General features: G+C 39.9%; 21 protein-coding genes. 3 read left to right on the forward strand and 18 right to left on the reverse strand.

Translation table 11 applies throughout. The features are described from left to right. Positions 1–12 precede the first annotated feature (12 nt). The 13 genes from pssD to QR40_RS22855 are packed head-to-tail and all read right to left on the reverse strand — an operon-like array spanning position 13 to position 14,218. Positions 13–489 carry a PssD/Cps14F family polysaccharide biosynthesis glycosyltransferase gene (gene pssD / locus QR40_RS22795; RefSeq protein ID WP_027292242.1) on the reverse strand — a complete coding sequence of 159 codons (477 nt, stop codon included), beginning with the start codon at positions 487–489 and terminating at the stop codon, positions 13–15. Between the two features lie 9 nt (positions 490–498). Then, on the reverse strand, positions 499–1,602 hold the full coding sequence (locus QR40_RS22800) for a DegT/DnrJ/EryC1/StrS family aminotransferase (RefSeq protein WP_027292243.1): 1,104 nt from the start codon (positions 1,600–1,602) through the stop codon (positions 499–501). Between the two features lie 17 nt (positions 1,603–1,619). Then, entirely contained in the window at positions 1,620–2,270 is a 651-nt protein-coding gene (locus QR40_RS22805) for a NeuD/PglB/VioB family sugar acetyltransferase (RefSeq protein WP_027292244.1), read from the reverse strand. Positions 2,271–2,282: 12 nt separating this feature from the next. Beyond that, positions 2,283–4,049: an ABC transporter ATP-binding protein gene (locus QR40_RS22810; protein WP_044296899.1), complete on the reverse strand. Its 1,767-nt coding sequence runs from the start codon at positions 4,047–4,049 to the stop codon at positions 2,283–2,285. Beyond that, entirely contained in the window at positions 4,021–5,007 is a 987-nt protein-coding gene (locus tag QR40_RS30210; RefSeq protein ID WP_027292246.1) for a glycosyltransferase family 2 protein, read from the reverse strand. Before QR40_RS30210 ends, QR40_RS22810 begins: the two co-directional genes overlap by 29 nt. Before the next feature lie 9 nt (positions 5,008–5,016). After that, positions 5,017–6,087, reverse strand: coding sequence for a glycosyltransferase family 2 protein (locus QR40_RS30215; RefSeq protein WP_052377626.1), 1,071 nt, complete (start codon positions 6,085–6,087; stop codon positions 5,017–5,019). After that, the gene (locus QR40_RS22825) at positions 6,065–7,051 is read right to left on the reverse strand and encodes a glycosyltransferase family 2 protein (protein ID WP_044296900.1); all 987 of its coding nucleotides are present in this window, start codon (positions 7,049–7,051) and stop codon (positions 6,065–6,067) included. The genes QR40_RS30215 and QR40_RS22825 overlap by 23 nt, the downstream gene beginning before the upstream one ends. 32 nt (positions 7,052–7,083) lie before the next feature. Continuing rightward, positions 7,084–8,529, reverse strand: a complete 1,446-nt coding sequence (locus tag QR40_RS22830; RefSeq protein ID WP_052431009.1) for a lipopolysaccharide biosynthesis protein — start codon at positions 8,527–8,529, stop codon at positions 7,084–7,086. 12 nt (positions 8,530–8,541) lie between these two features. Continuing rightward, positions 8,542–9,747 carry a polysaccharide pyruvyl transferase family protein gene (locus QR40_RS22835; RefSeq protein ID WP_044296901.1) on the reverse strand — a complete coding sequence of 402 codons (1,206 nt, stop codon included), beginning with the start codon at positions 9,745–9,747 and terminating at the stop codon, positions 8,542–8,544. Beyond that, positions 9,747–10,799 carry an acyltransferase family protein gene (locus QR40_RS22840; protein ID WP_044296903.1) on the reverse strand — a complete coding sequence of 351 codons (1,053 nt, stop codon included), beginning with the start codon at positions 10,797–10,799 and terminating at the stop codon, positions 9,747–9,749. Before QR40_RS22840 ends, QR40_RS22835 begins: the two co-directional genes overlap by 1 nt. Before the next feature lie 21 nt (positions 10,800–10,820). Beyond that, the gene (locus QR40_RS22845) at positions 10,821–11,753 is read right to left on the reverse strand and encodes a glycosyltransferase (protein WP_044296905.1); all 933 of its coding nucleotides are present in this window, start codon (positions 11,751–11,753) and stop codon (positions 10,821–10,823) included. Further along, positions 11,750–13,453, reverse strand: coding sequence for a hypothetical protein (locus tag QR40_RS22850; RefSeq protein ID WP_044296906.1), 1,704 nt, complete (start codon positions 13,451–13,453; stop codon positions 11,750–11,752). Before QR40_RS22850 ends, QR40_RS22845 begins: the two co-directional genes overlap by 4 nt. Before the next feature lie 24 nt (positions 13,454–13,477). Beyond that, positions 13,478–14,218 carry a helicase associated domain-containing protein gene (locus QR40_RS22855; RefSeq protein ID WP_160295861.1) on the reverse strand — a complete coding sequence of 247 codons (741 nt, stop codon included), beginning with the start codon at positions 14,216–14,218 and terminating at the stop codon, positions 13,478–13,480. Positions 14,219–14,495: 277 nt separating this feature from the next. On the opposite strand from QR40_RS22855, the gene QR40_RS22860 reads away from it, so the two are divergent. The 3 genes from QR40_RS22860 to QR40_RS22870 all read left to right on the forward strand — a co-directional run bounded on the left by QR40_RS22860 (position 14,496) and on the right by QR40_RS22870 (position 20,839). After that, complete coding sequence (locus QR40_RS22860) at positions 14,496–15,260, forward strand: LytR/AlgR family response regulator transcription factor (protein ID WP_141728653.1); 765 nt, start codon at positions 14,496–14,498, stop codon at positions 15,258–15,260. Between the two features lie 159 nt (positions 15,261–15,419). Next, positions 15,420–18,821 carry a hypothetical protein gene (locus QR40_RS22865; protein WP_044296907.1) on the forward strand — a complete coding sequence of 1,134 codons (3,402 nt, stop codon included), beginning with the start codon at positions 15,420–15,422 and terminating at the stop codon, positions 18,819–18,821. A 53-nt stretch (positions 18,822–18,874) separates the two neighbouring features. Further along, on the forward strand, positions 18,875–20,839 hold the full coding sequence (locus QR40_RS22870) for a sensor histidine kinase (protein WP_027292255.1): 1,965 nt from the start codon (positions 18,875–18,877) through the stop codon (positions 20,837–20,839). Between the two features lie 146 nt (positions 20,840–20,985). On the opposite strand, the gene QR40_RS30220 is transcribed toward QR40_RS22870, so the two are convergent. From QR40_RS30220 to QR40_RS22895, 5 genes are all read right to left on the reverse strand, one after another. Further along, on the reverse strand, positions 20,986–22,116 hold the full coding sequence (locus QR40_RS30220) for a hypothetical protein (RefSeq protein WP_052431010.1): 1,131 nt from the start codon (positions 22,114–22,116) through the stop codon (positions 20,986–20,988). Positions 22,117–22,215: 99 nt separating this feature from the next. Continuing rightward, entirely contained in the window at positions 22,216–23,610 is a 1,395-nt protein-coding gene (locus QR40_RS22880) for a sensor histidine kinase (RefSeq protein ID WP_044296908.1), read from the reverse strand. Further along, positions 23,607–24,260: a response regulator transcription factor gene (locus tag QR40_RS22885; protein ID WP_027292257.1), complete on the reverse strand. Its 654-nt coding sequence runs from the start codon at positions 24,258–24,260 to the stop codon at positions 23,607–23,609. The genes QR40_RS22880 and QR40_RS22885 overlap by 4 nt, the downstream gene beginning before the upstream one ends. A gap of 91 nt (positions 24,261–24,351) precedes the next feature. Further along, positions 24,352–25,707, reverse strand: coding sequence for a sensor histidine kinase (locus QR40_RS22890; protein ID WP_044296909.1), 1,356 nt, complete (start codon positions 25,705–25,707; stop codon positions 24,352–24,354). Then, positions 25,683–26,357, reverse strand: coding sequence for a response regulator transcription factor (locus QR40_RS22895; protein WP_044296911.1), 675 nt, complete (start codon positions 26,355–26,357; stop codon positions 25,683–25,685). The genes QR40_RS22890 and QR40_RS22895 overlap by 25 nt, the downstream gene beginning before the upstream one ends. Positions 26,358–26,372 lie beyond the last annotated feature (15 nt).

Here is a 26,372-nt window from a genome sequence, read left to right on the forward strand (position 1 = left end):
TCATCTCCTGCCTTAATAAATACCTCCCAGATAAGAAGCCCGGGGAAATATATCCAACATTTTCTTCCATTGTACATAAAAGTTATCCGCAAATTTATATAGAAGTTTTCCAGTTTCCGTTGGGCTTTCAGACTTTGCAAAAGACTCTATATAAATTACTTTTTTTCGAAACAGTTTACATAGCAGACACATCGGTACCATAGCCAAAACACCGGTGCAGACTACCGCTTCCGGTCCTTCCATCATAAAAATCCAAAAAGATTTTAATGTTATCTGAAACATATTTAAGACCCACAGCTTCTCTTTTCTGTTGATCTGTTTCAGAAAATAGGTTTTGTGATTTTTTGTACTGACTTCATAGCCGGTTTTTTCCGTCAATATAAAGCTGTCATACTTGTCCATTAAAGGATCAAGCATCATTAACTGATCAAAATGCCCACCGGAAGATGCCGCAAAACACACTTTTAACTTTTTATCTGCTTTCTTCATTTTTTTCCCTCATCTGCATGCTTTCATCAGTTCACAAATACGATCCACATCATCCATAGCAAGTTGCGGATAGAGCGGCAATGTTATGATATTCTCGGATATATATTCTGCTACAGGTGTAAATCCAGGATCAAACCTCTCCCTGTAACATCTGCAATTATTGATTAACGGGTAGAAATATTTGCGCGGATAGATCTGTTCTTTATTCAGTGCCTCACAGACTTTATCCCGGTCTGCTCCAAAGCTTTCCTCCACTAAGACCGGAAAATAAGCATAATTATATTTGATATTGTCTTTTCGTCTGTTTAACCGGATTCCGGTAACCTCTTTTAAATTTTCTTCATACCGATGTACAATATTTCTTCTTCCGTTAATCAGTTCATCAACATGCTTCAGATTACATAAGCCCATTGCAGCCTGAAATTCATTCATTTTGGCATTTGCTCCGATACTGCTGATTGTCGTTTCACCGGTAATCCCAAAATTTTTAAGCTGATACAGCTTATAACCGGTCTCCATGTCCTTTACAACAGCTGCCCCTCCTTCAATTGTCTGAAACACCTTTGTAGCATGAAAACTAAATATGGAGCCGTCACCATAATTACCAATTCCAATTCCATTTACTTCTTCGCCAAAAGCATGCGCCGCATCATAAATAACTTTTAACCCATGCTTTCTGGCTATTTTTCGTATAGATTCCACATCACAGGGATTTCCGTATACATGAACCGGAATAATAGCTGAAGTCTTATCTGTAATCAGTGCTTCTATCTTACCGGTATCAATTGTATAGTCGTCTTCCAAAATATCGCAGAACACAGGTGTCAGTCCATTTCTGACAATGGCATGTACCGTTGATGCAAATGTAAATGGTGTTGTAATAACTTCTCCTGTCAAACCGGCGGCCTGAATTAAAAATTCAAGTGACAGATGTCCATTAGTAAAAAGCATAGCATAAGGAACATTAAGATATTTTCTTAACTGTTCCTCCAGGTGATTATGCAACGGTCCTGAGTTTGTAATTACACCGGATTGCCAAATTTGATCCAGGTAACGGTCATATTCTTCTCTTGGCGGTAAAAATGGTCTCGTCACATAAATAGGATTCTTCATCTTATCCATTCCTTCCTCTAAAAAAGCTTTTTACCATTTTCACGTACAATGCATTTGGCGGGATTACCAATTGCTGTGGTATGTGCAGGAACATCTTTATATACAGCAGCATTCATACCGATCACAGACGCCGTACCAATGCGCAGCCGGTCACGGATAGCCGCTGCCGGTCCAATATAAACTTTTTCTTCTACACTGCAGTGACCTGCAATAAAAACACCTGCTGAAATCATTGTATTGCTTTTGACACATGTGTCGTGTCCGATCAATGCCATATACCCCACCGCCACATTATCTCCCAGTGTCACATCGCTCCCGATAAATCCATTAGCTACGATCAGTCCCTCTCCGGCTATCAGTGACGGGGATATATTCGAATGAGGATGGATAATTGTTGCAAGATAATATCCGTTATCTTTTATTCTTCTGTATAGAAGTTCCCTGTCAGCCGGATCTCCCACCGATACTGCAAATTCAATCTCATCTGAATCATATGCAGTGATTGCCTCCTCAAAAGTATAAACTCTTTTCCGATATGACTCACTCACACCAATAACATCATCAATAAATACAATTTCCTGCCATCTCTGTTTGAACATATTTACTGTTTCTGCAAGATCTACAAGAATTTTGCCATTACCGCCTGCTCCATATACCCCTAGTACCATAACAGTCTCCTTTTAAAAATCATTTATCATTTTTTTTATTTCACCATCATCCAGTTCCGTTACCTTATGATCAACAATCCGGTATACGCGGCTGCACATAGCCAGTACACTTGGTCTGTGAGTAGTAAGTATACAGGTTCTTCGGCTTGCCTGACCCATAAGATTTTTGAGTATTTTCCGTTCCGTCACTACATCCAGCGCAGAAGTCGCCTCATCTAAAAACAGGATGGGTGTTCTGCATAACAGGGCTCTGGCTATTGCCAGCCGCTGCGCCTGGCCTTCTGAAAAACCGATACCGCCTTCTCCAACAGGCTGATGAATACCTGCCGGAAGTTTATTGACAAAATCCAGGGCACAGGCATTATCCAGAGCTTCCATTAATTCTTCATCAGAAGCTTCCTCCCGTACTAAGCGAAGGTTTTCTGCAATTGTACCGCTCATTATTGTATTTCCCTGTGGGACATAAGCAATCAGTTTACGGAGAGACGGATTCAGTGGCAGAGTATCTTCTTGATTATTACCAACCCGCATCACCGCTTTGTCCCCCGGCACACGAACAAGACCAAGTAATATCCGGAGCATGGTGGTCTTTCCTTCACCCGAAGGGCCTACCAATGCTACAATTTTACCGGGCTCTGCCTTCAGAGTGACATTTTCAAAGACCTCTTTTCCATTTTGGTAAGAAAAATTCATATGCTGAATATCAATTGTCACACCTGTACGCATCCCTTTTTCCAGAAAGTCCACGCTCTCTTCTTCATGTTCTGTCTTTTCATCTTCCATAGCCAGCAGGCTGCGTATCCTGGAAGAAGATGCTATGGTTGTTACTGCATTGGGAATTGTCTGAACCAAAGTCTTAAAAGCTGTGGCTATATAGTTTGCCAATACGATTAACAGAGTCATCGTTCCAATGGAAATCACACCGGTATAGATATGATAGATTGTCCATGCCAGACATACCATTGCACCAAGCTGGCCGCTTACATACATCACTCCCCAGGAAGCTATGGAGTATTTATTTACCAACAGTTCAATTTTCCTTCGTTTTTCCTGTAAATCTACAGATTTTTCCGTGAATACTTTATGAAGATCAAATGCTTTGATTGACTGGATATTATGGAAACTTTCTTTTAAAAACGTCATCACATCGCTGACAGCTTTTCTCTGCGTTTGATTACATATGTACATTTTCTTTAAAAAAATTCTGGAACCAAACAGTACTACAGGCCCTAGAAACATAATTAAAAATATCATGCTGAAATCGTAATAGACTATCAGCAGTGCAGAAATACCTATCTGGATTCCCAGGGATAAAAGACTGGGTATCCACCCGACAACGCTCCCGGATACCATATTAATGTCTTCACTTAGCCTGGTCATCAAATCTCCTGAATGAAGCCTTGTAAGATTTTCCCATTCTGCCGTCAGTATCTTTTTATAAGCCCGCACCGATAAATCCTTTCTCATCCGGTTGCTGATTATGGCAGATAATCTCTGGCTCAGCATGGCTATTATTAAATTCACTAATCCTATGCTGATATAAATTGCAGCAACGGCTATTACACCCTTAAAATCTTTATTCAGCAGCAAATCCACAAAATCTTTTAGCTGTACGGAAATAACAAGTGTAATGCATGCCGTAAACAATGCCAGTGCAGTATACAGAATAATTCCTTTTTTATATGCATTTGAAAGCTGATAGATAAATTTCAGCTCCTGACAAACCTCTTTAAAAAATCCTTCCCTGATTTTATGAACCACTTTTTTTATTTTTATCATCACGTACTCCATCATATCTATTCTGAATTTTCTTTTTCAAACGAAGGTATAATATCCGATTACCATGAATTATCATATACATTCTGTGCGTTCCAAAAAGGATCATAAACAAAGCAAGAAAAAAATATCCCGGACGTTTCCAAACAAACCCTTTCGCCATATAGTCAGAATAGAGTTTCGCCTCCAGATTACGATAAGAAATTAAAACATTCAGTTTTTTTCCTATTTTTTCAATTTCTCTATGTATTGCAAAGGCATACGCTCTCCACAGATAATTTCCCCTTTGAAACTTATATGACCAGCTGCCTTTCTCTTCAATGAGATAACGATATACGGACATTTGTTCCTGCATACAGCCAATCTTCCCCTCACTCAGCAAAAACAGCGGGACAATTCTGTCAAGCGGCGCATAATGTACCTTGTAAAGCAGCTCCAGGAGGGATAAATCCTCTTTCCAAAAGTTTCTGGCTATTACTGTTGAAGTCTGACCTGGGATTAAATAATTCTCCATATCTTTTACCGAATATTCCGGCGAAGCTGAAAATGTACCGGGTAATTCTATTTCTGTCTCATGATGGTCTATAACTTTACATGCGTGATAAATAGCTGAATAATCTCTGTGCTGATCCAGAAAGTCCACCTGCTTTTGCAGTTTACCACTATCTGTCCAGTAATCGTCCCCCTCTAAAAAGGCAACATATTCACCCTTACAGGCTTTCAACGTTTCAATACTGTTGATTTTCATCCCCACATTTTTTTTCCGGAGTACCGGCACTATGCAATCAGAATTTTGTTTTTGCAGTTTTTGAATCACTGCTTGTGTCCGGTCCCCAGAGCAGTCATCACTGACAATAATTTCAATTGAAAAGGATGTCTTTTGCGCTAATACGCTTCGTATGGCTTTCTCTATATATTTTTCATGGTTATACGTTATAATTGCTACACTGACTTTTTTCACTTTTTCCTTCTAACTCATCCATTTATGGATTATGTTTTTCTTCTTTATTAAAAAAAACTGACTCCATAGGAAGACTCTGCTGGCTGTTACCGGATATTTCGAAATTACGCGGTAAATCAGCTGCTTTCGCTTATGTATTGTCTTTTGATACTTTTCTGTCTCGGCTTCCAACAGCCTGATTAAGCTTTCCCATACATCTTTTTTATCTGCCTCTACCATACGAAATAACTGTATGCAGATAGTATCCAGATAACTTTCTGTCATTTTACTGCGAATCTCTGCATATACCTCTTTCTGGCATATAATAACCCTTTCCCGGAAAGCTTCGATCATGGAAAGATGACGTATATCCAGAAAAAACTTTTTATCCATAATACTTCCTGGCCGTTTTCTGTAAAAATATAACTGGCTGGCGGTTACAACTGCATATGGGATTTTATCAACCAGCTGGTGGATAATTAATTCATCTTCATGCAGCTTTCCAGGAGAAAAACGACACGTGCAGAACAAGTCCCTAGAAAACAATTTATTCCAGGCTATAATAATTGTCGTGTTCTTTTCATCGCATCCTGTATATGCCAGTGACCGCATTAGCTCTGCTTTGTCCTTTATGACTGGTTTGTCAGAAAGTTCTTTATCAAAATTCAGGTCTGCATCCTGTTCAAAAACCAGGAAGCTGCATATTGAAACTAAAGCATGGCATTCAATAATGTTCCGGTATAAAATTTCCAGATATCGTGGATGGACAATATCATCAGAATCAACAAAACACAAATATTCTCCGGAAGATTTCTCAATCCCTCTGTTTCGAGCCGCAGATAATCCTTGGTTATCCTGTGTAAAATACTGTATTTTTTCAGATGTCTTAGACAAGTCTCTGCATATTTCACCGGAATGATCGGTAGATCCGTCATTAATAAGGAGAATTTCCATGTCCTGGTAAGTCTGGGAAAGCAGAGAATCCACACATGCTTTTAGATAAGGTTCTACATTATATACCGGTACAATTACACTGATCATTCCATTACTTCCTTTCCTCCATTCCCCTGGATTTTCTTTATTGCTTATAATAATGTTCAAAGAAAAATATCCTTTTTTTCATCAGCCATATTTTAACCTTCATCTTATTTCTTCTGCTTACTGCATTCGCCAGGTAATATTTAAATTTCGGATTCGTTAACATCTGATATTCTTTTTCCAGTTTTAACTTCCAGGAAAACTTTTTATTTCTGCGTACCTCCTTTGAAAACATCAGCATTTTATGAACCAGATCCGCATAGTAATGTGACATATCTATATTATGCGGCAGAAGACAGATCTCAAGTTTCTCTCCTAAGAGCATAATTGCTTTATCTGTATCTTCATGGTATTTCGTTGTCAATGCACCGGGGCGGAAATAGTTATAACGGTAAAGTGCTTTATCGATTACTTTCAAATACTTTGAACAGTTTATTAAATCCATTGAAAAAATTAAATCTTCCAGAAACCAAAAATTCTCGTGAAAACGTATGTTATATTTTTTTAGAAACTCTGTTCTGACCATCTTATTCCAGGGTGCATTAATTAAAAAATCATCATACATTTTCCGAAACCTCGTCGTAACAAATCTGTCTTTTCTTCCTGAAAAACGCTTGCCAATCTGATAAGAAACCAATTTTCCTTTACGGTACAGATGAAAACCACAGATTACAAAATCAACATAATCTTCTTTCATTTCCTTACACATGTTAGAACACGAATCTGTTTCCAGGGTATCGTCACTGTCTACAAATAGAATATATTTCCCTTTTGAATGATCAATTCCATAGTTTCTGGCAGATCCGGGACCATTGTTTCTCTTTTTATAATAATGTATTCTGGAATCCCTGCCTGCATATTCTGTACATATGTTCCTTGTATTGTCAGTACTCCCATCATCAATGCAGAGTATCTCGATATTTTTATAATCCTGCTGTATCAGACTCTCCAAACAAAATCCAATGGTTTCATCCGAATTATGGATAGGAATAACAATACTTACCAGTTCTTCTGTCTCCCTCTTCATTCCAATTCCTCTCGCATACACTAAGATATCCACTATTTGTCCCGAATATCTTTTATAATATTTATCAGATATTTTCTTTTTATTACTACCGTTAAAACCAACCCCAAAATAAGCAGATACCGAATAATCCAGTTTCCATAAAACACACTAATAACTGACGCGAACATCAAAAAAGCAAATGAGACTGCCAGTAAGTCTGATGTACTGAACAATGGAGATCCGGTGTTAGCTTTGACAACCTTATTGACATAAACGTAATGCATTCCTGCAAAAAGCAGATAACAAAACAGCGTTGTGTAACCTGCTGCTGAATATCCAAACCGGGGAATACAATAATAATTCAGTATAATGTTGGCGGCTGCCCCTATTGTTGAAATGATCATTGCTGCCTTATTTGCATCATAAAAAAACTCAATATTGCAAAATACGCTGTATAGAAAAACAAAAAACATACTGGCTGCAACGGGCGGAATGACTTTTACCGCGTCATAATATTTTTCAGATGCCATTAATCTGATCAGCTCCGGACCGAGTGCTATAAATACTAAAAAAGCAAATGCCATCATAATACCTGCAGACTTCATCTGTCCTGCTACAGCCTTGTATTGGCCCTTTTCAAGTTTCCGGTACTGCCAGGGAATCAGTGCATTATTAATACTGTTAACAATTATTTTCGTTACAAGCCCGGCATTGTAGGCTACACTATATAAAGCTGCAGATTCCAGACCACACATTTTCTGAATCATAATACGGTCAGACTGATCCAGAATATAAGACGAAAAGTAATGGGGAATTAAAGGGATATTAAATATAATTGCAAATTTAATATATTCCCATTTCCAAATCTTTTTACTTTTGCTTAAATTAAGCAGGTAAAAGATCATGCCAAAACATGCCTGTACGATAACACACGAAAGTATTCTGGCAATTCCTTTATCCTCCATACAGATAACAGCAGCTAAGCCAATCAGAAAATTTGCAGCAGACATAGCTGCTGTTACAAAAACTACACCTCTATAGTGAAAGTCATATCTTTGCCGGATCATCCAGAAATTCAGAGCAGGCGTAAATAACAATTCTAAAAACAGAAACAAGGTAATTGTTGTACTTAATTCCGTTAATTGATTAATCTGTTTTCGAAACAACAGATATGCCAGAAAAGCAGTAATTGTCAGTAACGTTGTAATTCCCTGCATGGATGAAGTATACTCTTCTTTATTGTCGTGATATTTGGTCATCCCTTTATTAAATACCCCAAAATCTAACCGGAAAGTGCACACAATGGTAAATACCTGCAGCCATGACAGATAAACACTATATATTCCAAATTGTTCTTTTGTTAAAAGGCGAGTAAACACCGGGGTTGTAATAAGTGAAAAACTTTTTTGTATCACGCTGCAAATAACAAACCAGATTCCGGCTTTAGCGGCTATTGACAGCGTACTGTATTTTTCCTTGATTTTAATTATTCTGCTCACAGACACCGCCCCTTATCTGCTCTCTCCAAACATAGCTGCCATTTGCTCAGCCATGGAATAAACGTTTTTTTTCCAATCCTTAACCTTTTGCTCAAATTCTTTATTCTCATTGCTGCAAATCAGGGGGATTTTATTTACTAAATTCTCTATAGCAAGCCTGTCATTGCGATAACAATTATCCTGGCACCCGATTGCCTCCATAAAATTATCAATTTTAAAATTATAGGATATAGCAATACTCTCAATGTTATAAGAGGCAGATATAATTACTGGATGCATCTTTGAGCTTATCATTACCTGTCCTTCTGAGAGATATCTGCACAGTTCATTTACCTTAGGATTTATGATGATTTCATAATCTTTATCCGGTAAATTTTTTGCGATTTTTTTCGTGAAATTCAAATCAAAATACCAATTTGTGCTCATAACAAAACGTATTTTGAATTTCTGCCCGTAACTCAGAAGCTTTATTATTTTTTTCATCTTAAAACTATATACATAATATTTTAATGTAATTCTGCTAATGAGTTTATTAAAAAAACGGTTTTGTATGAAGTCACCCTGAATCGCAGTGTACTTGGAATACCCGGCTGCCATTACATTTATAACTGGCTTTTTTTGCTCTTTACCTGAAATATAGGTATCTGATATTATGATTGCAGTGTCTATTCCGAGTGTCACATCTTTATCAGGTAAAAATTTTCTGATCAGATTAAAAGTATCCTTATCACGGACATTTATATAGTCGCAGGCATTCATTGCATTTTTAAAATATCTCCTGTTCACTGCACTTGTTATAGGACCAATGGATTGCCCGATAATAGCAATCTTTGCCTCCTTACGCTTTGCTATCTCTATTTCCAGAATACGGGCTATAAACTGGCGCTTCCAGCGATCATTAAAATACCCTCCGCCTGCCATAACAAATAATGTACTATCATCAAGACTATCTGAAAATTCATCCAGAAGAAACGCTTTTGGTTCTCTTAGTACCTCCTCAATCCCGGATAACGTATTTAACCCGCATCGATCTACTTTTTTATGCACGGATTCCAGCGATTTCATTTCATGGTGATAATAAAAATTTTGCGGATCATAGGAATAAATCGTCAGATTGTTCCGGGGAAAAAAATTTTTTAATAAGTATATGGTACTGCGGGCGATTGCTTCATCTCCGATATTGCCATAGCTCCATCCGCCAGATAATACTATTTTCATTATGTTCTCTCCCCCCTTATAAATCTTCCTTGCAGCCGGACTGCCGCTAACTTTAAAATTACAGGTACGCATACTCCAACTAATGTATAACAGATCCACCACAAACCCCCGGTCTCTATAACCGGATAATCTGACAGGCGCGTAACCGGCAGTCGGTATATTATGATGATGATTAAACTTACTATTTTAAATGCCAGAAAATGTAATGCCATTATTTCCAGCGAGCATTTGCCTATCTGTATCAAATACTTATTATTCTGAAACCAACCGAAACTGGCAATCACCAATACTAAGCTTATACCCAGCAAACCGCCTGCTGCAGAAGCACCTATATTATTATATACATCACTAAAATATCCCATCTCATTGAGCCAGGCTATAACACCCAGGGTAGTCACTGCTGATAAAAGAATTGTTTTTCTATACTTGCCAAGAATTCGATCCCAGCCATAATAATGGTAAAGATATCCCATCACAAAGAAAAACATTCCCCCGGAAGCCCTTCTCACAATCATAGGTTTTGGGATTACAGAAATTTTACTGAACAGAAAGCAGCAGAGTGCCACGGCTGTAATAATATAAATTCTGTACCTTTCCAGCCCTAATTTCAGCAAAAGGAAATTACCCGCTGAAAACCCGACTGTTATTATAAATATCGCTATTAAGAACCAAAGTGCACCTGAAAAATATTCTCTATGGCATCCAGTTATAATATCAAAAAAATGTACTTTAAATTCCTTTAGCGAGTATGCACCGCCTCCATTTTTCGCATCTACCAGATGCAGCAAGGCGAAAATATTATGTAAAACCAGATATCCAATATCATAAGCAAGAAAAGGAAGATAGTATGCCTTTATACTTTTCTTAATACGTATAAAAGGATGTTCTGAATAGAAATCTTTATACAGATATCCGCTGATGAAATAGAACAAGGGCATCTGGAACATCATGACTGCTGTAACTATAAATGTTGAAGTTCCGGAATGTCCAATGCAGACACAAATGATTCCAATTGCTTTTGCTATATCAATAAATTTCAGTCTGTCATTCATTTTTTCTCCTCATACAGCATCTTATTTATTTCTCACTGACATCAACATTTCGACCAATATAGATCTTTTACAGCTGTAATACTTTAGGTACCGCAAAGTCAATGGAATTATATTCATCCATTTTTTATTTTTCAATAATTCTATGCGCAGTCTGACAGATTCCTGGTTGTTTCGGATCATTGTCAGGATGTCGGGAGCAAGCTTCTTCATTTTTGCATATTCTAGGGTTTGTCTGTGACTGACCAGCAGCATATCCAGGAACTGGATTCTTTTTTCTATCTGATGCATTTTCCTTTTTGATACGTTGTCAGAATGCAGCCTTCTTTTAAATAATATCCTGTGATAGAGATAGCAGGCATCTTCACATAAAGAGAGTTTCCATATAAATTCATCATGTGCCCAGCCCGAAGTCCAATAGCCTTTGATTTGCTCAAAGAATTGCCGCCGGATACTCATGGCACAGCCTTCGCTTCTGATAAAAATTGTTTTACAGTCCAGATGTATATGCCGGACAGATCCATCATTTTTCATTCTATTCATGATTTCACGGGAGAGTTTTGGTGCATCTTTTGTACATGCATATGGTTCATAATCACATGCCAGCAGTTTTATACCAGGATTATCATCCATAACCTTTACCATGCGCATCACTTTATCATGAAACCAAATATCATCCTGGTCACATAAAAAAATATACTTTCCATGGCACAAATTCATGGTTCGGATAAAATTTCCTGCATATCCGAGATTTTCTTTATTTTTATAAATATGCCATGAGCCGTGAAGATTCTTCTCCCTGATAAAAGATTCGGCTACTAATACCGTATTATCTGATGAACAGTCATCACATATAATAACCTCGTCTACCGTTAGCGACTGTTCATAGACAGACTGTAATTGTTCCTTTAAATATCGTTCGCCATTAAAGGCTGCCAACGCTACCGATACTTTCATTCCACTTCCCCTTGTTTTGCAATATAATATGATCCTAAATAATTTCCGTCGGAATAAAATGTGACGGATACTGCATCGCAATCTGGTTCCTCCATATCAATACGCTCTGTAAGATTCACTGGTTGCCGGGGATAATCAACTACCTTTCCTCCATAATCCAGTTTTTCCCCATAATCGCTGAACGGTATATATCCCCCTATATCTGCGGAAAATTCCTGCTCTCCCGATTCTTCACCATTTTTTAGATATCTGATTGTTCCGTTGACAGACTTTGCCTGCGTGTTATAATTGCTCAAATTAAACACAAACTGATTATCTTCAACATATATGCTGCCAATCAGCGGCTCCATACTCCTTGCTGTATTAATTTCCGACATGTTCTGCTGTGAATTTTTGTAATATACTCCAAACCGGTAACCGTCTCCGATAATCGTATTTTGCATCACAACATTTGCAATTGTATTCTTCTTAGGAAAAGAATAGATGGTAAAACCTCCCCCGTTTAAGATACACCGGTTTAACTCTGTGCCATTCACAGCACCATAATCCGGCTGAATCATTACACAGGCATTTGCCACATGATATCCGGGAATATGCGGCATATCAATTCGGACATTTTCCAAATAGATATCATATGCATCAATAGAGTCATATCCTGCTATCTGAATTCCATCAGCATGTGCTTCCGGATTAGTCCCTCCATCGGTAAAATAACTGTCATAGATCTTCACGTTATATAATGCATTTATAAAATCACTCTCTGAATCATGCATATAAATCTTATCTATTACCATATTACATGCTCTTATCATTCCATTCTCAACTTCTCCGTTTCGAAGGGTTATGACAGTATTCCCGCCATTATTTCGATAGTCATTTATAATATTCCCATCGCTCAGATAAAAATCATCTAATAAGACCGGGGTATTCAGATTTGTAAAACGTATATTTTCCGAAGTTCTAAACTGTTCAAAACAATAATTATATTTTTCCGCACTCTTTTCGGTTATCAGAATCCTTCCGTCGCTGCCAATACACTCGGGATACTTTTCTGTAAATTCCTGAAGTTGTTCAGCCGGACTGTAGTATCCTGTATTATTCATATCTGGTATCACATAATTCCAGACCCCACTTGTATCTGTCTGTTTCGTAAGGCTAAGAATGATACTGCTGTCTTGTAAACAGCTTTTCATCTCGAATGTTTCTCCACCAGCTATTCTTATAAGCCATCGGTATGTACTGCCATCTTCCGTATCTGCTGCTGCATATCCATACTTTTGCGCAAGATATCGGATTAAACACTCCCATGCACCATCCGTGTATTCTGCCGTATAAAAAGCAGAATCCATCGAACCCTGCTGATCAAAATGTAACTCTGCCTCAAAAAGCATATCTGCTATATTGACATTACCGGTGAGAACTTCTCCCGTCGTATCATTTGTAGCAGAAACAGAACTGTTTTTTTCCTTAAACTCAGATACTGTACATCCTATTGCAATGTCTTCATTATCTGGAAGGCTGTAATCATTCTTTCTGTCATTTAAACCGGAAGGAAACGTATCCTTTTCAAAGTTCTCCGGTCTGTTTTCTGCTTCCCTGTTCGGCTTATCCGGGAATATCCTTGTAATTTTTACTGCACCTATAATGACAAGGATAACAATCACTAATATACCTGCCGCAACTGCTGCTTTCTCTTTCATATTATCTCCAACATATGTTCTTTCTCACGATCTGCTGCTGCGAAATCCCCACAGCATACCGATTTGATTTAACTTAAGCAATTTACTGCTATCGATATTATTCGTTCTGGTACCTCTGTATTTTTCCCTCTGTATATTTATCCATAATCCAAGCTTTAATCCGGATTCGGTCACGTAATTAAGAGGCACTTTAAGATCACCGTATCGTTCATAATATTCTTTTGCTTCCTGATACCAGTCATCCCATTCCCGCCTTATACGTATCTGCCATCTCATACCCAGCTGCTCCAGTTTTTCAATCTCACTGTCGCTAATCTTTTTTTGCTTATAGCGTTTCCTTTGATAACACAGCCATTCACCTAAAGGAAGATGTTTGTATATGTAGTTTTTCGGAATATCCAGATGCCCATAACTCGAATAGTACCGAACGCAATACTGATACCAGATGTCCCATTGTGTTCGAATTCCCATAGTCCATTCCATTCCAATCTGATTAAGTAACGATATCTGCGTATCACTTATTATATATGAACCTTTTTCATGGTATGCTGCCCTCTGCCGTTCGATCCAGCGGCCTAACAGAAGTCCGTTTTTTGTTTTATACTTGATGGGAATTCTAAGATTCTGATATGTAAGATAATATTCTTTTGCATATTGGTACCACTCTTCCCACTCAAGTCGTGTATACCTGCGTTTACTCGTCCTGACCATAGAATCCACCTTTACGTTTATCCTTTCCTTTGTACCTCGGCCGTTTTCTGCCATGATTTTTTCAAATATAGCAGACTGTTTTGTACCAGTCAACGGATAATAACCCAGTGGATGTCCATGCCGCACAGAGGTCATAATTATTACAGTCCGGTCAGTATATGATCAAAACTAATTCCAGGACCGGCTTAATTCAATGGTACCTTTTTACACAGAGAGGTGTGTTTTATGACGGAGTGGTGGTTGAACTCTAAAATCTTCTATATTATAATAAAATTCGACTTTATAATATTTATCTATATATAAGCATAAGTAGTCTTAAATCAGCAGTGAGGTGAAAAAATTGAAAATAGCTATCGTTGACGATGTTGTAGAGGATCGGCAGGAAGCCATGAGTTACATAACAAGTTATTGTAGTACTTATCATCCGAATCTACCTATTGAATATGTTGAATTCAACAGCGGCGAAAAATTGCTGATAACATTTCGTCCTGGATTGTATGATATTATATTACTTGATGTCTATATGGATGGAAAAAATGGTATCGAAATTGCAAAAGAGATATATCAAAAAGATCAAACCGCCTGTCTCATGTTTTTTTCAGACAGCGACTTTTATGTACTGGAAAGTTTCTCTGTACAACCTGTCTACTATATCCTAAAACCCCTCTCTATGCACAGAATACAATTTGAAGAAGGGCTTCATCTGTGCTTTGACAAGCTGGAGAAATTAAACGAAAAACCAAAATCCCTAGAAGTTACAATTAATAAATTCAAAGCCCAGCTGCCGCTTAAAAATATTATTTATGTAGACTGCCAGCTGCGCAGATGCCGAATACATATGGTTAACAATGATATTATTATCGTTGCAAACCCCGTCAGTTACTGTATCAATCAGCTTTTAAAAGAGGAAATATTTATGGAATGTTATCGTGAAGTAGCAGTTAACATGGATTATATAAAAAATATATATAACAATTACATTTTACTTACGAATGGTGAACAGCTTCCAATTGCCCGACGTAAAAAGAAGGAATTCCTTAATTTATATGTGAAACATCTTGTTAATAAAGCTGGTGGTCAGGTTCTTTCTCTATAATTCCGGCTTTACAGATCATATAATTTGAAAGAAATCTTTTCTTCCATATTAATATATGATAAAATACATTATCAAAAGCAAAGATTTAAAATACTATGGATTAAGATAGTCTTTTCTGCACGAAAAGGCTATCTTTTATCGCGCCCAAAAGGAGTTTTTATGAAATATTATATAACTATTTTTATTTTCCTTATGTTTCTTCTATCTATGGAAACCGCTGCAAAATCCCCTGATACCATTAGCGAGAATACCGAATCTGCAGCCGGTCAAACAGATAATCCGGCGACGGACCCTGAATCTGACCAGCCGGATATTCAGGACATGGTGTCTACTGCTGATGAACTGGATAGCTGGCTTCGTTCTCATCAGGAGACTGGGGGCTGCGTAACTCTGGCTGATAATATTTCCCTGCCCTCAACGGATACCTACTATACCCGCCAGCCCATTACCATTGAGACAGGTTCTTACGGTCTGGCAGGAGTCTCCTTTAATGGCCCTTTTACCTTTTGCGGTATCGGTACAGATCAACCCGTTCTAAAATCTGCCAACCGGGATTATGGATTATCACTGTTACGAAACAATGGCACATGTACGGTAATCGCAAGAGGCACTTCAGAGAAGGGAGGAACTGCCATCTATTCCGACAGTACCGTATTACTTGATTCTTCCCTTATTACCGCTTCCGGACCTGGAGCAATTGCAGTTCACATCCAAGAAGGGCAAATTAACTGTGAAGCGGGCAGTATAATAGCAGAAGGAGAAAATTCCAGGGCAATCTTCTGGGAAAATAATACAAATAGTAATGATAATATGCTGCAGACAGCGCAAAACCGGATTGATTTCAGCCGAATTCACGCCTCAGGATTGGGTGCTTTATCCATAGATTCTCCCGCCTCTTTATCTTGGATCTTAACAGAAAATGATATTATTCCTGAATTTTTCCATCAAAATAGTAACCTTTCTATGATTAAAGCTGATCAGTGGAATAAAAAAACAATCCTTAAATCAGCTGTTAGCCATTATCTGCATACAGGTTTGTATAATGTTTGGTTTGTATCCAACGACCCGAGAATTCCTACCAATCCGATATATTTTTCGGTACCCGTTGTATGGGATCCCCCCACTACAGCAGATGCCAATGGAAACTATACAATAAGCGGTCATCTCGGAAGTTACTCTAATGGAATGGTGTTAGTCGAAAACGAAGAAGTGCTTCTTACTGTCCGTTCGGATAATCAGCCCGATCTGACCGCTGCCATCCCCAGTGTAAATCAAAAGGATGCCAGTATTATGTTCCGGTGTTCCGGTTATTCTTCAGATTTTGATTTATGGGGCTCCGATAATCAGGGTCAATCCTGGAAAAAGTACTCCTTTGAACCGGTAACTATTGCATCTGAGTATATACAAATCGGCGGTGATTCTGATAAAGAAACAAATATTCAGCTTGGAAAAGAATATATTTTTTTTCTGGAAAACAAACCGGACAGCAGCTCGCCCGGTCTGCGCTCCGATCTATTCTATTTAACGGTTTACGCTGACGGAAACTATAACTGGAGTACCGGAGCAAATGCTTCTGTCATAGAAAATCCGGAAGAACCCTATTATACAGCATCTACGATAAGCGAACTGACTAACTGGATTAATTCACATAATGAGGTTAATGCAGCGGTACATGTGCAAAAAGACTTAATTATTTCCGACATTCAACGTCTTGATTCTAATTCACGTTTTTTTGAAATTGGCACTACTTCCATAGATATGGGTCCTTATTCGATTATAGTTGAAGAAGGCGGAGTGCTGTTTTTAAATGTAAATGAATTATATGGTGAAGGTGTCAATCAGCCTTTGATCAAGGTAAAGAATAAAGGAAAGCTGATTCTTATGCAGTCTTTCAGCGGACAGGATCCATATCTGCGTGACTATTACACCATACGATCTGAAGGCGATGGAATGAATGGAGGTACCACCATTTCTTTGGATCCAGGCAGTACACTTTCTGCAGAATATGTGAAAATAATAGCGGAAGGCAATCAGGCAAAAGCAATTGAGAGTCTTGATCCAGATGGTTTTTCCCTGCCTGCAGCTATGTATCTGTCCGTTTCCGGCACAGATAGTACTGCACTTTCCTGTGTTGGAACAGCTGATGTTTTTTACAGTACAATTATTGCACAGGGGCTGAATGCCAAAGCCGTTGAAGCATTACAGGTAAACGCAGATTCTTCTTATTTGGATCCGTTTGAATCTGACTTTATAACAACATATAGTAAATTTGTTGATTTTAATATAGATATTGATCAAATCAATGTCTTACCTTTATATACAAATAGAATTGATGCCTGGATTACCGCACCTGACTATATTTATATTACCGTTGCAAAGGCAGGAGATATGAACAACCTGAAAGCTATCCCCATTATGTGCAAATATGATTTCAGTGAAATCAATACGCTCAAAGCAGGAAAATATCCCCTGTCTGTGCACCTGGAAACTATAGGTGGTATGCATGTACAGAACCTTCCTGAAAATAAGATACTGACTGTAGGTGTACAGGATAAATCCGTCCCCGATATCAGTTTAATCAAAATATTTGCTCCCATATCATCAACGCTTGATGAGGAACCTAAACATACTGTTCGTATCGATACGCTTCATCACTACACATCAAAAAACAGTAAGATCTGGTATTCCACTGACAATGGATTATCCTGGAAGAATGCTGCTGAAGATTTCAACGTATTTTATGATAATTCCAGCATTTATATTGGCGGTCTGATATCCGAGGTTAATTACCTGCTCAAGATGGAGGCTGACAATTCTTCCAATAGCATATCTGAGGAACAAACACCAGATGGATGGTCTGCAGTTCAAAAGCTTTTTATAGAAAAAGACAATAATATTACAGTTATGAATTGGAACGGAAGCCGTGGGGATGGTGACCGGACCGATCAGGAATTACCACCTGGCAACATTGAAACTGAAAATCAGAATATGCAGGATGAAACAGCAGAAGCAAAGCCAGTGCAGGCGGTGACCGATACGGAGACTATTATTTCAGGTACTATACTAAACCAGCTTATGAAAATAAGCCATAATACGGTGCTATTTGAAAAAAACGGAACCTCTCTATATATTCCAAACGATTTTCTGGAAGGTCTTAATTTATCAGAAAATGATATGCTGGCTGTTACCATAAAATCCATAAGCAAAAATTCGTTTTATTTTGCAATTTCTATAAATGGAAAACCTGTGAATAAACTTACAGAAATTTCGGTACAGTTTCCTACAAGCCTTTCTATATCGGCAAACAACAAATACTGCTACGATCAGAACGGTTCTTTCATATCTGAGGCAAAATCCGATTCAGATCTGGGTATTGTAAGCTTTACAATTTCCGATACCGGAACCTTTTATATACAGGAATCTCCCGGGAGTTCATCCTACAGGCATGTTGCCAATGAATCTAAGCTGCAATCTTATATTACAGATCAAGGTGTAAATTCGTTTGTGTTTCTCATTTTCTTTTTCTTGTCTTACATTATAAAAATAAAGAAACATCATTAAAACATTACGGTTAACCAGCATTTTCTTTTACAAAGATCTCCGGAGGATTCAAAATGCAGACTAGACTAATTACATCTTTAATAAATAAGTCCTATAGAAAACAACTAAAATTGATCGTTATAATACTTGTTACTGTATTATCGGCTGTATTACTTTTTCATATTTTATATTACAAAGATAATAAGTATACTAATACTGCACTCCAGCCAGTTAATGGAGTTTTGAATCTTACTGAAGATTTTTTTCCTGAGAAAGATCTTCGATTCCTTACTCATGAATGGGAATTCTATCCGGGTGTATTATTATCTCCGTCTGATTTTACAGAGGGTCCTCCGGACCGTTACCGCCAATACATATCTATCGGGCAATATGGAGGTTTTGAAACAGGCAATCCAGTCCGTTCTCCTCATGGAAGTGCCACATATCGGCTTACTATTAATCTGCCGTCGCCTCAACACGTTTACGCCCTGGAAATTCCGGAAGTTTATTCTGCATATCGTTTATATATAAATAATACCCTGATTGCCCAGATAGGAAATCCGGATGCCGGCCTATATGCACCAGGTCTGCAAAACAAAATTTATTCTTTCAATGGTGAAGGCAGTGTACAGATTATTCTGGCTGTTACCGATTATTCATATTACTTTAGCGGACTGGTCTATCCCCCCGCATTTGGTGATCCGTTTTCAGTCAACTTCAGGCAGGACGTACAGCTTTGTATTCGCATTGCTGTATTTCTAATTTCCATTGGCTGCCTGTTCCTTTCATTTTTTCTTGGAGTTCGGGTTCATCACAGATATGCCCTGGTATTTTCTGCACTTTGCCTGGCATTGAGCGGTTATACCGTTTACCCACTTATCCATACCTTTTTGCTTACCGCTATCCAGCCTTGGTATACAATAGAGCGTTTCTGTTATTTTTCTATGTTTTTGTTTATTGTGTTCCTTCAGAATAAGCTCTGTAAAACAAACAGAATAGCTGCCGTAATCTCTGTAGCTGCATGCATCATGCTTTGTATTCTTTCTCTGGTATGCGGTGTCTTCATGCCTTATTGGAATCTTACTGCATTAAAAGCATGGTCTTATCTGTTTTCCATCAATAAATGGCTAACAGCATGTTATTTAGTTGTAATCGTAATGGCCGCAATGTACCGACAACTTCTGCAGGAATGGTTTATTTTATCCGGAACTTTATTCTATGCCGTTTCTCTTCTGGCAGACCGTATCCTGCCAGCGTATGAACCTGTATATGGGGGATATTTCTCTGAATGGGGCGGTGCCGCATTGATTTTAAGCCTGGGATTTTTATTATGGTCTGAAATATTCGACTCCTATAAGTATCGGATACTTCTTGAAGAGAAACAGCACCATATGGAGCAGCAGCTCTCTATGCAGCATGAACATTTCAATCAACTGCAGGAAAAAATCGAGGAAGTCCGGGCTGTAAAGCATGATCTGCGCCATAATCTGCGAACTTTCCGTACATTGCTGGATTCGGGTAATATACAGAGTATCAAAAATTATCTAAACCAATATGAAAAACAGCCGGCTTTGCAAACGGTACCTTTCACATACTGTAATAATTTAACAGCTGATGCCGTTATCCGGTATTATGTACAAAAAGCCAGCAGTGCACAGATATCTTTTAAAGTTGCCCTTTCCCTACCGGAAGATTTTCCTTTTCCGGATTTTGAATTGTGTATCATTCTTTCAAATCTTTTAGAAAATGCTGTTGAAGCCTGCTGCCGTCAGATAGAACAAGAACAACGCTCAATCTGCCTCCAGGGAAAGTTTACGAATGAACAATTCCATTTGATTGTTTATAACTCTTATGCTGGAAAATTATATAAGAAACATGACCATTTTCTTTCTTCCAAACGGAATGAATATGGCATTGGTATCTCATCCGTCAAAAAAATTATTAAAAATCACAATGGATTATGCTCAATCCAACTGAAAGACAGAGAATTTCAGGTATCGATTTTGATTCCAATCATCACGGAAAATTTATCTGCTTGAACATTCGTACATTTACAAACAGCTATTTAAAATAAAAGTCATAAACCTCATTAGTCCCGCAAAAGTGTAAAAAGCAGAGCGCAAATCTTACTTTTGCGCTCTGCTTCCTATATCATTTTCCCATATTCAGAATTCTTTTTAGTAATCTATTCCTCCCCCGCCGATGGTATCAGATAGGAATTTTCTGCCTCCGCATACTCTGCCTCCGGCATTGATTCCAAAGTTTCCAATGCCTTTTCCGAAGCCTTCAGCGCAGATGCTTTTTCAGCCGGCTCAGAAATCTTAAGGCTGGCATCATAGATGACACCTTTAAATTTCTGATCATATCTGGAAAAAGATAATAGTGCTCTTTCTCCGTTTATCCCGGTCACTTCAATAGTGATATCAGGATCATTATTGGAATAACCCTGACAGCCATATTCCGAAGATGCTGCTTTCCCATTCACAATATCCAGCTTTTCTGCCAGTTCTTTTGCCAGTTGCGTATACTCGCCGGGATTATCCATTAGTTTCTGGTCAAAATCCAGTGACACTTTCTTATCCAGAGTGCGTGAAAAACCTGCATTAAAGCGTTCCCCCGTTACGGCATCGACCATAAAAGAGTAGCAGGTATCTTCCGGTGAGCGGGTATCCCCCAGACGCACATCCCCGCTCCAGAATGCCCTTGGAAATGTTTCCGTACCGGCATTATATGACATATAGATGGTCGCCCCGTTCATCTTTAATCCATAAAGCTCCCACAGCATTTTAGCCCCTGTCTCAGCTGCTACATCCTGTTTCAGATCCTTCTCAGTTGGAATGCTGTCCTTCGTCAGAGGATCAGAAACCACTTTATAAGTTCCCTTCACATATTTATTTTCCTGCACTTCTCCATTTATCACAGCATCAGCTTCCTGGATTTCTTCTTCTGCTTCGATGGCTGCGTCTACTTTCTTTGCTCCCTTGCTTTCAGTTCCTTCTTTTGCCTCTGCCGTTCCTTCTTTTGCCTCTGCCGTTTCTTCTTTTTTCTCTGCCGTTTCTTCTTTCAACAGATAGCTGGTGGAAACAGTCGCTGTTTTCCCCAATTCTGCTGCCATAACAGCATCGCTCACACCCCCAAATAAAAATGCACATACGCCAATTGCTGCAAATGCACCAGCGATAATCCTGGGAAATTCATTTTTATCACTCTTTTTATTTCTTCTGTTATTTGCTGCAGTATCTCTTCTGCTATATATCTTTTTATCTGTTCTTTTATCTGTTCTGCTGCCTGTTCTTTTACCTTTTCTATTATCCATATTTACCCCTTTGCTTCTGGCATGCCTGCCTTTTTATTCGTATTTGTGATCACATTTCCTATCTTAGACTCCGGAGATTATAAACTTGTAATGAACTTGTTACAGAGTTGTAAACATTACTTTTACCTCGGTCCCTTCCATAAGACCGGATGCGAATTGAAGATGTGCATTATGAAGCTGGGAAATTTGTTCACAGATCGATAGTCCCAATCCGGCTCCGCCTTCCTTGCGGCTTCTGGACTTATCTGCCCGATAAAAAGCTTCTTTTACATGCTGCAGCTGTCTCTCTGTCATACCTTTTCCATAATCCCGGACGGATAAAACTTTTACATTATCTTCCTGATAAGCTTTTACCTCTATCCAAGACTTCGGATTGCTTGCTTTGATGGCATTGTCAATCAGGTTCACCAGCAGACTTTCCAGAAGTTCTGCATTTCCGGTAATACAATCCATTTGACAGCTGTAGTTAACCGTAATCTCTTTTTCGACAGCCTTACGCAAAGTGGTATTGCTTACAGCATCCAGCAATGATTTCACTTCTATCTTTTCTTTTTTGATTTCATTGTTCCGCATCATCGCCAGGTCCAGCAGCTGGTACGCCATGTTCTCCATTCTTTTGCTTTCAGACATGATATAACCGCAGGACATGATTCTGTCTTCTTCTGAAATTACCGCTTTTTGTATATACTCCGCATACCCATAAATTGCTGTTAAGGGAGTGCGCAGTTCATGGGCAAAATTATCTATAAACTGTTGTTTCTGCCTTGCCGATTCATTCAGGTCAGCTATTTGTTTTTGTATTTCCATTGCCATGTGGTTAAAGCTCTGTGACATATATGCCAATTCATCATTGCCGGAGACCGGAAGCCGTTTTTCATACTCTCCTGCCGCAATCCCCATGGATGCCTCCGAAATCTGCTTCAGAGGGCGGAAAATCTGATTTAGCAAAATCAGCAGGCAGAATGCCAGACATATGGATAAAACCGTTCCCGCCATATACAGCGTATTCTTTAACCGGTTCCAGGAAGTTATGGTCTCTTCTATATTATAGCGGTATACCAGGGCATAGTCCTCAAAAGGTGCCGGAAGCAGACCCGCCACATAAACAGACGGCTCCTCATTTCCTTTGATGGATACATAGCGCTGTCCTTCCTTATAAGAATCAGTATTTATATCCTCCAGAACTTCCTGCGCCATATTGGTATAAACCAGGTTTACCTTTTTATACACTGCAAGACCCATGCCGTTACCTTTTGCCAGATAGGAATACGGATGCATTAAGCTCTCCATCGAGCCCCCAATCTCTACCCCTCTGCTGTCCAGAGCCTGAAAATCTTTTAATATAGAAGAAACAATCACGTAATGCTCCGCCAGGCATCGTTCTTTTATAACCCCAACCTTATCTTTAAATATGATTGCTGACATTACGGTTATTCCGGCGTATAAAAAGAATAAGAACAAAATAAGCGTGGTAAAAAAGGCCCGTTTTTTCATTTCGTGACCTCCAGACGATATCCCATCTTATATACTGTTTTTATATAATCCTCCAGTTCCAGTTTCTTCCGCAGTTTCTGTATATGTACATCCACCGTCCTGGTATCCCCTTCAAAATCATACCCCCAGACAAGCTCCAGAAGTTTTTCCCTGGATAGAGCAATATTTCGGTTCGTAACCAACGTTTCCAGCAGGTCATACTCCTTTGGCGTACAATCCATAAGCAGGTCATTTAAAAATACCTGATGGCTTTCAAAATCTATTCTGACTTTACCAACCGAATACCCGGTATTCTGTTTTAATGTCCTGCGCAGAACCGCCTCCACCCGCGCCAGAAGCTCCAGCATTTGAAACGGTTTGGTAATATAGTCATCCGCCCCCATTTTTAAACCTTTCACCCGATCCGATAAACCGGTTCTGGCAGTGAGAAATATAGTAGGTGTTCCCTTTGATTCCCGGTATACTTCATATCCGTCCAGCCCGGGCAGCATAATATCCAGGATTAACAGATCAAAATGATTCTGCCCAAGCTCCCGGACTGCTTCCTCTCCATCAAATGCCGTCACACACGTGTGCCCCACAAGCTGCAGATTTCTGCGTACTAATTCATTTATCGCTAACTCATCTTCGACAATTAGTATTGCTGCCATTTTTATCCCCCTTTCATATCGCAGATGTTCCTGCTTTTAATGGAAATATAACATGGGGATGTTACCAAGTTGTAAACTTTCTTTCGGCGGCTTAACAGAACCTGACCGTAACCACCCCGCCAGATTCACAGTTTCCCAGTTCCAGTTGTCCAGCGTGAGCTTTTACTACTTCCGCTGCAAACCAAAGTCCAAGTCCATTGTGTCCATCGGTGCCACGCGCTGCATCTCCACGCCACAGGCGCTCTGTTGCATGGTGTAATGCCGATTTACTAAAGCCAGGACCTTCGTCACGCACAGTGACCTGCCAGCCCCCCTCTGCCATGCTGCTTTCCAGATACACATTTCCTCCTGCGGGGGTATACTCAATTGCATTCTGCACCACATTGCCGAGGGCACGAAGTAAATGGTCTCTCTGAATGCTCACAGTACCCTCCAGGCCGTTATGGGTTTGCAGGCAAACCCTCTTTGTTTCTGCAAAAGCCATTGTTCTGTTGCCCAGCTCGTCAAACATGGCAGACAGGCTGGTGTTTTCAAATGCCTCATCACCACCGGCGGCGGTTTCCAGCAGGCTGGCAACATACTGCCTGGCCCTGTCGTTGCCTGCCATAATTGTTTCCACCATTTTGCGGCTGCTGCCAGGCAGTTCTTCACCCAGCAGAAGTTCGGCATTGCCTCCCACCAGGGTGAGCGGGGTTTTTAAATCATGCGCAAGTGCTGCTATTTCTGCCTCACGTTCCTGCTGTGCCGCCCACTGGGAAGACAGGGCGCTGTACAATGCCTCCCGCATATGCTCCATGGCGCCAAGCGCCTGGTCATACTCGCGGATGCCTGCGTGAGGAATTGTGAAATCCAGTTCCTGGGCGCCGATCTTCTCGCTTACCTCACTGAACAGCTTCAGCTTGGCTGCGAGGCGCCGGCGGAGCCACAGAGTATTAAATAACAGGCAGAGCACCAATGCCGCTCCAAAGGTGGCCAGCCACAGGTATTCAAAGGGTGGCAGCATGTCACGCAGCACAGGATTGGTAAACTCTGCCCTGTAATGCCAGCGAAAGATTATGGTGCTTCCATCTGCGTAAGTGTACCGCGAAACATCCGCGTTGGTGTGCCGGGAAACATAAAGGCTGTAGGCATCCTCCTGAAAAATTCCGGCAAGGGTTTCCAGCTTCTTTCCCTCTACGTTGCTTTCCAGCACTTTGCCATTTGGATCAAACAAAGCATACTCAGGCAGGAAATCGTCACCGGGAGAAACAAATGTTTCTGGCTCTCCGTCCAGCATCTGCTCCACCTGCTGGTTCGGGACAACTCCCCGGTAAACAATGCCGGTGTTTTGAAACCTCACCAGGCAAAAAGACCATACCATACAGCATAACAGCATACAGCCGGACATAACTACTGCAAAGCGCAAAAGCACAAAAGAAAGGCCTACAGAACGCTGTCTTTTCGCCATTTGTAGCCCACCCCCCAAACAGTTTCTATAGGACTTAAGCCGTCGGCTTTCAGCTTGGCACGGATATTTTTGATGTGCTCCGCAATGGCCGACGAATCGCCTTCCGCGTCAAAACCGAAAACGGCTTCGTATAATTGTTCTTTGGTAAACACCTGACCGGCATGCAGTGCAAGGTGCTCACAGATGGCGTATTCGCCCTTGGTAAAAGGCAGTGTATGTTCACCCGCGATGGCCCCCTTTGCCTGCATATCAAAGCGAACACCACCCCGGTTCAGGGTGCGGCTGGGCTGGCGTACCTCCCGCCGCAGATGGGCATTTACCCGTGCGCACAGCTCCGCGATCCTGAATGGTTTTTTAATATAATCATCAGCGCCCAGGCCAAAGCCCTGCACAAGGGCCGCATCTTCCGTCCTGGCAGTCAGGAACAATATGGGACAATCCACCTCGGCACGGATGCGGCTGCAAAGAGAAAATCCATCCTCTCCGGGCATCATCACATCCAACAGCAAAAGGTTATACAGCTGACACCTGGCAGGCTGCACGGTAGCGGGATCCGTTTCGGTGTCTACCTGGTGCCCGTCCCTTTCCAGGGCGGTGCGTACCAGTGCCAGCATATCAAGGTCATCATCGACCACTAACAGTTTCGCCATAGTCTATCCTCCTAG

The sequence above is a fragment of the Robinsoniella peoriensis genome, assembly GCF_000797495.1.
Classification (GTDB): domain Bacteria; phylum Bacillota; class Clostridia; order Lachnospirales; family Lachnospiraceae; genus Robinsoniella; species Robinsoniella peoriensis.

What these genes read in the sequence shown, in the direction of transcription:
- QR40_RS22895 (WP_044296911.1), bottom strand. Translation starts at nt 26,357, where the DNA reads ATGGCGAAACTGTTAGTGGTCGATGATGACCTTGATATGCTGGCACTG.
- QR40_RS22825 (WP_044296900.1), bottom strand. Translation starts at nt 7,051, where the DNA reads ATGAAGAGGGAGACAGAAGAACTGGTAAGTATTGTTATTCCTATCCAT.
- QR40_RS22855 (WP_160295861.1), bottom strand. Translation starts at nt 14,218, where the DNA reads ATGGCAGAAAACGGCCGAGGTACAAAGGAAAGGATAAACGTAAAGGTG.
- QR40_RS22805 (WP_027292244.1), bottom strand. Translation starts at nt 2,270, where the DNA reads ATGGTACTAGGGGTATATGGAGCAGGCGGTAATGGCAAAATTCTTGTA.
- QR40_RS30220 (WP_052431010.1), bottom strand. Translation starts at nt 22,116, where the DNA reads ATGGATAATAGAAAAGGTAAAAGAACAGGCAGCAGAACAGATAAAAGA.
- QR40_RS22865 (WP_044296907.1), top strand. Translation starts at nt 15,420, where the DNA reads ATGAAATATTATATAACTATTTTTATTTTCCTTATGTTTCTTCTATCT.
- QR40_RS22850 (WP_044296906.1), bottom strand. Translation starts at nt 13,453, where the DNA reads ATGAAAGAGAAAGCAGCAGTTGCGGCAGGTATATTAGTGATTGTTATC.
- QR40_RS22880 (WP_044296908.1), bottom strand. Translation starts at nt 23,610, where the DNA reads ATGAAAAAACGGGCCTTTTTTACCACGCTTATTTTGTTCTTATTCTTT.
- QR40_RS22845 (WP_044296905.1), bottom strand. Translation starts at nt 11,753, where the DNA reads ATGAAAGTATCGGTAGCGTTGGCAGCCTTTAATGGCGAACGATATTTA.
- QR40_RS22835 (WP_044296901.1), bottom strand. Translation starts at nt 9,747, where the DNA reads ATGAAAATAGTATTATCTGGCGGATGGAGCTATGGCAATATCGGAGAT.
- QR40_RS22870 (WP_027292255.1), top strand. Translation starts at nt 18,875, where the DNA reads ATGCAGACTAGACTAATTACATCTTTAATAAATAAGTCCTATAGAAAA.
- QR40_RS22885 (WP_027292257.1), bottom strand. Translation starts at nt 24,260, where the DNA reads ATGGCAGCAATACTAATTGTCGAAGATGAGTTAGCGATAAATGAATTA.
- pssD (WP_027292242.1), bottom strand. Translation starts at nt 489, where the DNA reads ATGAAGAAAGCAGATAAAAAGTTAAAAGTGTGTTTTGCGGCATCTTCC.
- QR40_RS22840 (WP_044296903.1), bottom strand. Translation starts at nt 10,799, where the DNA reads ATGAATGACAGACTGAAATTTATTGATATAGCAAAAGCAATTGGAATC.
- QR40_RS22890 (WP_044296909.1), bottom strand. Translation starts at nt 25,707, where the DNA reads ATGGCGAAAAGACAGCGTTCTGTAGGCCTTTCTTTTGTGCTTTTGCGC.
- QR40_RS22810 (WP_044296899.1), bottom strand. Translation starts at nt 4,049, where the DNA reads ATGATAAAAATAAAAAAAGTGGTTCATAAAATCAGGGAAGGATTTTTT.
- QR40_RS22800 (WP_027292243.1), bottom strand. Translation starts at nt 1,602, where the DNA reads ATGAAGAATCCTATTTATGTGACGAGACCATTTTTACCGCCAAGAGAA.